9 protein-coding genes are annotated in these 9,436 nt (G+C 65.7%); 3 read left to right on the top strand and 6 right to left on the bottom strand.

The window, feature by feature from the left end; translation table 11 throughout:
* Positions 1–13 precede the first annotated feature (13 nt).
* Both QMX83_RS06605 and QMX83_RS06610 read right to left on the bottom strand, forming a co-directional pair.
* Positions 14–2,071, bottom strand: coding sequence for a glycoside hydrolase family 99-like domain-containing protein (locus QMX83_RS06605; RefSeq protein WP_336618949.1), 2,058 nt, complete (start codon positions 2,069–2,071; stop codon positions 14–16).
* Between the two features lie 194 nt (positions 2,072–2,265).
* The gene (locus QMX83_RS06610; protein WP_282295842.1) at positions 2,266–2,544 is read right to left on the bottom strand and encodes a hypothetical protein; all 279 of its coding nucleotides are present in this window, start codon (positions 2,542–2,544) and stop codon (positions 2,266–2,268) included.
* Between the two features lie 270 nt (positions 2,545–2,814).
* Between QMX83_RS06610 and QMX83_RS06615 the strand changes: the two genes are divergently transcribed.
* Both QMX83_RS06615 and QMX83_RS06620 read left to right on the top strand, forming a co-directional pair.
* Positions 2,815–3,696 carry a hypothetical protein gene (locus tag QMX83_RS06615; RefSeq protein WP_282295843.1) on the top strand — a complete coding sequence of 294 codons (882 nt, stop codon included), beginning with the start codon at positions 2,815–2,817 and terminating at the stop codon, positions 3,694–3,696.
* A 137-nt stretch (positions 3,697–3,833) separates the two neighbouring features.
* Complete coding sequence (locus QMX83_RS06620; protein ID WP_282295844.1) at positions 3,834–4,418, top strand: alpha-ketoglutarate-dependent dioxygenase AlkB; 585 nt, start codon at positions 3,834–3,836, stop codon at positions 4,416–4,418.
* A 71-nt stretch (positions 4,419–4,489) separates the two neighbouring features.
* Here QMX83_RS06620 and QMX83_RS06625 read toward each other — a convergent pair whose 3' ends face one another.
* The 4 genes from QMX83_RS06625 to QMX83_RS06640 are packed head-to-tail and all read right to left on the bottom strand — an operon-like array spanning position 4,490 to position 7,986.
* Positions 4,490–5,164, bottom strand: a complete 675-nt coding sequence (locus QMX83_RS06625; protein ID WP_282295845.1) for an ABC-type transport auxiliary lipoprotein family protein — start codon at positions 5,162–5,164, stop codon at positions 4,490–4,492.
* On the bottom strand, positions 5,161–6,087 hold the full coding sequence (locus tag QMX83_RS06630) for an MlaD family protein (RefSeq protein ID WP_282295846.1): 927 nt from the start codon (positions 6,085–6,087) through the stop codon (positions 5,161–5,163). Before QMX83_RS06630 ends, QMX83_RS06625 begins: the two co-directional genes overlap by 4 nt.
* 7 nt (positions 6,088–6,094) lie before the next feature.
* On the bottom strand, positions 6,095–6,868 hold the full coding sequence (locus QMX83_RS06635) for an ABC transporter ATP-binding protein (RefSeq protein ID WP_282295847.1): 774 nt from the start codon (positions 6,866–6,868) through the stop codon (positions 6,095–6,097).
* Positions 6,869–6,873: 5 nt separating this feature from the next.
* Entirely contained in the window at positions 6,874–7,986 is a 1,113-nt protein-coding gene (locus tag QMX83_RS06640; protein ID WP_282295849.1) for an ABC transporter permease, read from the bottom strand.
* A gap of 106 nt (positions 7,987–8,092) precedes the next feature.
* Here QMX83_RS06640 and QMX83_RS06645 point away from each other — a divergent pair, with 106 nt between their 5' ends.
* Positions 8,093–9,352: a threonine/serine exporter family protein gene (locus tag QMX83_RS06645; protein ID WP_282295851.1), complete on the top strand. Its 1,260-nt coding sequence runs from the start codon at positions 8,093–8,095 to the stop codon at positions 9,350–9,352.
* Positions 9,353–9,436 lie beyond the last annotated feature (84 nt).

Raw genomic sequence — 9,436 nt, forward strand, 5'->3', positions numbered from 1 at the left:
CCCCCTGCCAACATCAACTACGCCGCGCGAACGCGTAATCGGGGTTCGCGACGGCACCGGTGCCGATGGTTCCCACCCGGTAACCAGCCTGGGTGCACACCGCACCCAGCAGGCGCTCGATTGCATGCGCCAACGTGCCGTCAATCTGCCCGGCCTCCGTTTCAAACGCGCTGGCAGGCAGGTGCGCATCAAGCAAGGGCCGAAGTGCCGCCAACCGCACCCAGAACATGCTGCCCGCGCTGAACTCGCTGGTGGTCAGATCGCCTGTCAGTCCCAGCCGCACCTGCAGATGGGCCAGCGCGACCGCATTCGCGCCAATGTAGTCGTTCACCGCCAACAAGTGGCCATGGGGGGCGAGCAACCCAAGCTGAGGTTCTGCGTGGAAGGCCGCCACGGCCTCGGATCCGCGGCCATTCGCCAGCAACTGCTGCAGCATCTCTTCGCGCCACTGCGCGCCGTTCTGCATGTGCGTGGAGCGCTTGGTATGCAGCTTCAGAACGACGTCCTCACCTTGCCGGAGCAGCAGGTTCGCCACGTGCAGGAACGGCAGGATATCGCGACCATGGTTGGGGAAAGTAAGCACTTCGCCGGCGAGACCCGAGGCATCCAGCAAGGCATCCACGCGGGCGCGGTGTTCGGGTGCGGTGGTCAACAGCAGTCGCGCGGTAAGCCCGCTGCGCTTCACCGCGTCCAGCAGCGAACCCAGCTCTTCCAGATACCAGGCATGAATCACCACGCAGGGGCTGGTCGGCGCAGGCGGTGACTTCGGCGCGCGCAACGCCTGCCGCGTTGCGTCCAGATACGCATGGCCCAGCCGCACATCCGGCTCCAGCACCGCGCCTTCGGCCCACTCATTCCACGCGTTGATGAAGACCAGTTTCTGCGAGGCCGGCACCGGTGCCAGTCGCTGGTGGATGGTGGTCGACAACCAGTCGCGATAGCCACGCGGCGACGCGTGCAGATACACGCGGCCGCGCCCGGAACGGCGCGCCTCGTTGTCCCAGCCCGGATTCACACCGGGGTACAGCGGGTACTCCGGCAGCGGGCGCGCGGCAATTTCGGCGGCCAGTTCGCGCCAATCGCGCACATCGCCCTCGAATGCCGGGTTGATCAGGTACTGGTCTGCAGTGAGCGAACGCGGGTTGCTCATGTTCGGCGGGAACTCCACCGCTGCATCGAAACCGATTTCGCGCGGGTCCGGGCGCTCGAAGCCCTGCACATAGGCCAGGTGGATTTCGCCCACGCCGTTGTCGCGGCACCACGTACGCCAGCGTTCGCCGGTGGCGCGTGCGTCCGGCAGCAGGTGCGGGCGGTACACCAGCAGCATCGGCTTACCGTCGACCTTCAGGGCACGACGGTCGCGCAGGTAGTCCGCGATGTGGGTGATGAAGGCGATATCGTCTTCGGCGCTGTGCTGCTGGCCGATCAGGATGTCTTCACTGCGTCCGTCCCAGCGCCGTGCCCAGTTCTCGTTGGCCCAGCACAGGCAGAACGGGAAATCGATGCTGTCGTCGGCGAGCCACTGGCGCAACGGGGTTTCCAGCAGAGTGGTGCCGCTGAACCAGTAGTAGTAGAAGCAGAACGCGCCGATGCCATACTCGCGTGCCAAGGCGGCCTGGTCGCGCATGACCTGCGGGTTGCGCAGGTCATAGAAGCCCAGATCGGCCGGCAACCGGGGCTGCACATGGCCTTCGAACTGGGGCAGGGCGCGGGTGACGTTGCGCCATTCGGTGAAACCCTTGCCCCACCACGCATCGTTCTGCGCGATGGGGTGGAACTGCGGCAGGTAGAACGCTACCAGCGTGGCTGGCAGCGTTTCCGGCAGCGGCTCGCTGCGGTAGGGCACATGGCCGATGGCCGGCTCGTCCGCGCGCTGCAGCGGGCGGTAGGCCTGCCCGCCCGCTGCGGGGTCAACCCGGCCGCGCGGCGGCGGCGGTACCCAGTCCGAATGCTTGTCCAGGAAGCGCCCGCGCAGGCGATCGCGTTGGCCTTCCGAAAGCGGCAGGGCGCGGAATCCGGTGCGCAGCACCAGATAAACGGCCTGACGCAGCCGTGCCTTCATGGAACTCATGAAGGACGGCCCACGGTAAGGGTAACGGCGGCGACAGGCATGCAGGCTCCAGCGATACGGCAGAGGCCACTATTGTCAGCGCTCGGGGCCAATACCGGCAAATAGGACCCCGGTAGCGCCGGCCGTTGGCCGGCCATGGGAACCCTGAACCGCTCTTCAGCCTAAGCACGCCGCGATCCGCCCCAGCCACCGCGTCACCACCACCGACGCAGCCGCGCCATCGTCCGTACCGCCTCCTTGTCGGTGCTCAGCAGAATCGTCCCGGGATTCACCCCCAGGTAGATCCGCCGGCCTTCATCAAACTCGGCCCGCTGCATCCACATGCCGCGCAGGTCCAGCCAGGGAACCATCAGGCCCGTGTTGCCCTGGTAAACGTATTGGAGGCCGCCAACCACCAGGCTGCGGGGGATGTTCCAGTGCAGCATGCTGGTGGAAACGGCGCGGTTGTAGGGATCGAAGCGATTGAAGTGCATGGTGTACATCTCCGGAAATCTCCCTCGCCGGGATGGCGAGGGATGTCGGGAGGCTGAAAACCGTGCAACTAACAAACCGGTGCGACGTATTCCCGCGAGGGTGTTGTATTTCGTCACCCTCCCGACGCGGGCCGTACGACATCAGTTAGCTGCGGAGTTTTCAGACTCCATGTGTCCACCATGCGGACAACGCGACGATAACGGAATCGGACTTTTCCCGGAGCAGTGACGCGGATGGACCGTTAGTGAAAACGGCGATGTCGCGAATGAATGCAGGAATGGCGCATCGCCTGCTACGCCAAGCGTTTCAGCGAGTGTGATGTGCATCGCATTGCATGTGCGGGCGCATCATTTTTAGTCAGGAAAAAGCCAGCGCGCCGCGTCGCGATTGGCACACAATGCGTGGCGAATGCCGCCACCGTCCTGCGCCCGCAGCAATTCGTAGGTACCACGCCCTGCGTGGTACCCGCGCAAAGCGCGGCACAAGCGACCGACCCCGCAGGGGCCGAAGACGACATCACATTGGATATGGTGCGCGACCGGTTACTAGACTCGGTGTGCGCATTCTGCGCTTCTAAGGAGAGGGATCGAATGAGTCGAATGAGTCGAGTTTTCAGCTTTGCTTTTCTGGGTGCTGCCATCTCGGTATGTCAGGTGGCCGGTGCGCAAGACGGTCTGTACGTTGGCGATGAAGGGAATGCTGCCGCCGCGATGGCGGTCCAGCCGGCATCCGTGCCTGCAGGAGTGCAGTTGGTTGAACTGGAACGTTGGATCTGGCAAGACATCATGTATTCGGTACGTCCGGTCCCCAGCCACATGACCCATCCCGGTAGACGTCAAGGCGTCATTGGCTTTGTGTCATTCACCGAGTTTGAAGGGAGTGTTCCACTCTTTGCATGTGTCGCCAACGACTACAGTGATCACTTCACTTCGCGTGATCCCGGTTGCGAAGGACACATAAAAAAGACCAGCGACCCCGTTACGGGCCATATCGCGGCAACGCAATTGCCTGGAACGGTGCCGCTCTATCGTTGCATGCGGACAGGCTTGGGTGGACGGCGCTGGGGCGATCATTTCGACACTACTAGTGCTGACTGTGAGCGGAAGTATCCCGCCAACTTTGAGGGGATACTGGGCTACATCTGGCATTGACGCTGCCCGGTAATTGAGTGAAGGAATGGCGTGGCCGCGAGGTCGCGCCGTTCCCAGTCCCGGTTCCGACGTCAAGAGGTAAACGAAGCCACGCAGGGCGTGGCTCTACGGGGCGTGTGGGGTGATAACGTTGCCCCATGGACCTCCACCTTCCCGACGCCCGCGTGCACTGGCATCGCCATTGGCTGGCAGCCGCCTCCGCTGACACCCTGCAGCGCACGCTGCGCGAAGAGGTGCCGTGGGAGGTGCACAAGATCCGCATCTTCGGCCGCCAGGTGGATTCGCCGCGGTTGAGCTGCTGGATGGGCGACCCGACGGCGCGCTATCGCTATTCGGGCACGGACTTCGTGCCGCATCCGTGGCATCCGGTGTTGGTGCCGCTCTGCGCGCAACTGGGCGAATTCTGCGGGGCGCGGTTCAACAGCGTGCTGTTGAACCGGTATCGCGATGGCGATGACGGCATGGGCTGGCACAGCGACAACGAGCCGGAGCTGGGGCCGGAGCCGGTGATCGCGTCATTGAGCCTGGGGGCGGCGCGGCGGTTTCTGCTGCGCCGGCGCGAGGATCACAACCGCAAGGCGGAGGTGACGCTGGGCAATGGCGATCTGCTGGTGATGGCGGGGCAGACGCAGCGGCTGTATCAGCATGCGTTGCCGAAGAGCGCGCGGGTGGTGGGGGAGCGGATCAATTTGACGTTCCGGTGGATCACGCCGAATCCGTAGAGCCACGCCTTGCGTGGCTTCGACCTCGTGCAATTACGGCGCAGCCACGCAGGGCGTGGCTCTACGGGGCATCAACGTCGCGGCGGCGGGGTGATGGCGGGCTTCTGGTAATCCGCCTGCCCGGTCGCCAGCGTCCAACCCACTACCTCATGGGTCACCGCCTTCAAGCCTTCCTCCATCGCGCGTGCCACCTGCGCGGTGTCGGTGCTGCCGACCGGCTGTTCCTGGCGGAAGGTGCGATCCGCCACCACGCGCTGGTCGACCACATGGATCAGCTTGGCGTTGAGCTCGATCAGCGCATTCGGGGTGGACTGGCCGTTGTAGTCGGCTTCAAAGCGGCGCACGTCCAGGGCCAGCTTGTAGTCGGCGCGGATGCCGGTGGTGGCACGGGCCACGCCAGAGATGCGGCCGGAGTCCTCGAAGCCGCGCACCAGCGCGTCGTCGACCATGTCGGTGGCCGGCTGGGCCCAGCTGACGCCCTTGTACACCTGCAGCTCGGACGGCTCCGGGCGCACGTTGATGCGCGGGCTGTCGACCACGCGGGCGGCAGTGGGTTTGACCAGGATGAGCTGCCAGTCGACCTTCGGCCAAGCGGCATCGGGTTCGATGCGCACCACCGGCGAATAGATGGTGACCTTGCTGCGTTCGCCGCCGCCGAGCAGCGAGCAGGCACCGAGCACGAAGATCAGCGCGACCGGGGCGAGCAGGCGCAGGGGGCGGGCGGGAAGAAGAGGGATGTGGCTCATTTGGGTTCAAACTCCTTCGGCGCGTCGCGGCCCAGCAGGTAGCGGGCGGGGTTGTTGTCCAGGCGGTCGCTGACCCGGCGCAGGTCGCGGATCAGCCCGCGCAGCTCGGTCAGGGTCGGGCCGAGCTGGCCCAGGCCGTCGTTGGCGAAGCTGTTGATGGCGGCGCGGTTCTCGCCGAGGATCGAGTCGGCATTGCCGGCGGCCGAATCCAGCTTGGTCAGCGTGGTTTCCAGCTTGTTGAGGATCGGCGGCAGCTGCTGCACCAGGTTGGTGTCCAGGCGCTGGATGGTGCCGTTGGTGGTCTTCAGGGTCTGGTCCAGGCTGCGCGCGGCATCGCGCGCGCTGAGCAGCAGCGCCTGGGTGCCCTGGTCGCGGTCGGCGAGGCCGCCGCTGATGGTTTCCAGGTTGGCCAGGGTGGCATTGATCGCGGCCACGTTGCGGTCACTCAGCACCTGGTCCATGCGCTCGACGATGCGGTTGGCCACGTCGGTGATGTTCTGCAGTGCCGACGGCGTGGTCGGAATGATCGGTGCCGGGTCCTTGTTCACCGCGGTCAGCGCCTGCGCCTGCGGCGTGCCGCCGCTGAGCTGGATGATCGACGGGCCGGTCAGGCTGGTGATCGCCAGCTTGGCGCGGGTGTCGGTCTTGACCGGGGTGTTGGAGTTGAGGCGGATGCGCGCGACCACCTGGCGCGGGTCATCCGGCACCAGGTTGAGCTCGGTGATGGAGCCGACCGCGATGCCGTTGTACTGCACCGGGCTGCCAACCGAAAGACCGGTCACGGCCTCGCGGAACACCACGCGGTACTCGGTCCAGGTGCGGTCGGAGGAATACTTTGCGGCCCATAAGCCGAAGGCCAGCAGGGCCAGGCCGACGATCAGGGTGAACGCGCCGATCAGTACGTAATTGGCTTTGGTTTCCATGGGTCACTCACTCTTTGGCCGCGCGGGCAGCGCGGGCACGGGGGCCGTGGAAGTACTCCTGGATCCACGGGTGCTCCAGTTGTTCGATTTCGTGCAGCGGGGCATTGGCAATGACCTGTTTGTCAGCCAGCACGGCCACCCGGTCGCAGATCGCGTACAGGGTGTCCAGGTCATGGGTGATCAGCATCACGGTCAGGCCCAGCGCTTCCTGCAGGGTTTTGATCAGGCGGTCGAAGGCGGCCGCGCCGATCGGGTCCAACCCGGCAGTGGGCTCGTCCAGGAACAGCAGCGGCGGGTCCAGCGCAAGCGCACGGGCCAGGCCGGCGCGCTTGCGCATGCCGCCGGACAGCTGCGAGGGCAGCTTGTTGATCGCATCCGCCGGCAGGCCGGCCAGCTTCACCTTGAGCAGGGCCAGCTCGTAATGCCAGCGCTCGGGCAGCTCGCGGTGGTGTTCCTTCAGCGGCACCTGCACGTTCTCGCCCACGCTCAGCGAGGAGAACAGGGCACCGTCCTGGAACAGCACGCCGGTGTTGCGTTCGATGTGCAGGCGATCGGCGGCTTTCTCCGAGCGCGCATCCACGCCCAGGACCTCGATCTGCCCGGCATCGGGGTGGCGCAGGCCGAGGATGCTGCGCATCAGCACCGACTTGCCGGTGCCCGAGCCGCCGACCACGCCGAGAATCTCGCCGCGGCGCACGTCCAGGTCGAGGTTGTCGTGCACGGTCTGGCTGCCGAAACGGTTGGTCAGCCCGCGCACATGGATGGCAAGGTCGTCGGTCATGCGCGTCACCAATCCATGTGCATGAACCACAACGCGGCGAACGCGTCGATGATGATCACCAGCGAGATCGTCTGCACCACGCTGGAGGTGGTGCGCTCGCCGACCGACTGTGCGGTGCCTTCGACCTTCAGGCCTTCCAGGCAGCCGATCAGGCCGATCACCGCGGCAAACACCGGGGCCTTGGCGAGACCGACCAGCATGTGCCGCACCTCGATGGTGTCGTGCAGGCGGGCCAGGTACATCTGCGGCGGAATATCCAGGTCGAACGCGCCGACGGTGACGCCGCCGGCCAAGCCGGCAATCATCGCCACGAAGGTCAGCAGCGGTAGGGTGACCATCAGGGCGATCAGGCGCGGCAACACCAGCAGGTCGACCGGGTCCAGGCCGAGGGTGCGGATGGCGTCGATTTCCTCGCGCGCCTTCATCGAGCCGATCTGCGCGGTGAATGCACTGGCGGTGCGCCCGGCCAGCACGATGGCGGTGAGCAGCACCGCAAATTCGCGCAGGAAGGCGATGCTGACCAGTTCGACCACGTAAATTTCCGCGCCGAAGTCGCGCAGGATGGTGGAGCCGAGGAAGGCGATCACCGCGCCGACCAGATACGACAGCAGCGCCACCAGCGGCACGGCGTCCAGCCCGACCTGCTCCATGTGGTGCACGGTGGCGGTGAGCCGCAGGCGGCGCGGCTGGCGCAGCAGGCGGCCGGCCTTGACTAGGTTTTCGCCGAGGAAGCCGGCCAGCAGCACGATGTTCTGGCCGACGCCGTGCATGCTGCGGCCGAGGCGTTCCAGCGCGGCCAGCACGCCGAAGTCGCGCTTGGGCTTGGGCCGGTCGTCGGCGACTTCCTCGATGGTGCAGACCAGCGCCTGGTGCTCCTGGCGGAAGGCGAGTGCGTCCTCACCCAGGTTGGCGCGATGCGCCACCCGCAGCACCTGCAGCACGCCGGCCGAATCGAGCTGGGTGATGCCACTGGCGTCAATCCCGGTCAGCTGTTCGGGAACGCCGCGCAGCACTTCGGCCGCGTCCAGCGCGGTGCGCAACGTCCACTGGCCGGACAGCCGGATCAGGCCGGGGTCCTGTGGATCCTGTTCGAGTCGGGGAGGTTGGTTTGGCGTCATGGGGCGTCCTGCATGCAGCATAACCTGTCTGCGTGCAGACCAAGTGTGTGCAGCGGACGACAGCCCGGTGTTCAGCCGGGGCAGGCTTCGGGTAATACTACGCCGCATGTCTGCCGACGCACCCGCCATCGCTACCCCACCGGCCACCTACGCACAGCGGGTCGCCTTCGTTTCTGAAATCGCCGGTCGCCTGCACAGCTATGGCACCACGGCGCAGCGGCTGGAAGCGGCGGTGGTGGCGCTGTCGCAGCAGCTGGACCTGGACTGCGAACCGTGGTCGAACCCGACCGGGCTGATCCTGAGCTTCAGCGACCCGACCAAGGCGATTGGTTCGTCGGATATCACCCGCGTGATCCGTCTGGCTCCGGGCGAGAACGACCTGCATAAGTTGAGTATCGCCGACCGCATCGCCGATTCGGTCGCCAACGGCACCATGAGCATCGCCCAGGGCCACACCGCGCTGCGGCAGCTGGATAAAGACCCCGGACGCGCCGGCAAGATCCGCATGATGCTGTCCTACAGCCTGGGTGCGGCGGGCGTGGCCGGGTTGTGGAAACTGCCCTGGCTGGATATCGCCACGGCCGGGGTGATCGGTCTGCTGATCGGCCTGATGTCGCTCATTACCGACCGTCGTCCGGCCTCGCGCGAGGCCAGCGAAGCATTGGCGGCTCTGCTGGCCGGCACGGTGGCGGCGCTGGTGGCGTCGTTCGTGGCACCGCTGAATCTCAATACGGTGATCATCGCCTCGCTGGTGGTGATGCTGCCGGGTATGTCGCTGACCAACGCGGTCAATGAACTGGCCAGCCAACATTGGGTCTCCGGCACGGCGAGGTTTGCCGGTGCGGTGACCACGATTTTGAAACTGACCGTGGGCGCGGTGATCGCGGTGACCCTGTCGGGCATCATCGGCCTGGACCCGCAGGTGCGCGCGTCACGGCCGCAGGCAGACTGGGTGGAATGGAGCGCACTGCTGCTGGCAGCGTTTGCGTTTGCGATGCTGTTCAAGGCGAACAAGCGCGATTATCCGTGGGTGATCGCGGCCTCGATTGCCGGCTATGCCATTTCAAAATTCGCCGGCCAGGCGTGGGGATTGCCGGCGGGTATTTTCCTGTCCGCCATGGTGATGACCGGCGCGGGCAATCTGTTTGGCCGGCTGGTGCAGCGACCGGGGGCGATCATCCGCCTGCCCGGCATCATCATGCTGGTGCCCGGCAGTACCACGTTGCGCGGGGTGCTCACCCTGGTGCAGCAGCAGGATGTCAGTGCGGGGCAGCTGGTGTTGATGACCGTGCTGAACGTGGTAATGGCGCTGGTGGCAGGTTTGTTGTTCGGGAATCTGCTGATACCTGCGCGCAAGAATCTGTAAGTCTTTGTGAGAATATGTCGGGAGGCGGTTTCGGTAGCGCCGGCCGTTGGCCGGCCCAGGCGATACCGAGGGCCGGCCAACGGC

Origin of the sequence: Stenotrophomonas sp. PS02289, from assembly GCF_029960115.1 — a bacterium.
GTDB lineage: Bacteria > Pseudomonadota > Gammaproteobacteria > Xanthomonadales > Xanthomonadaceae > Stenotrophomonas.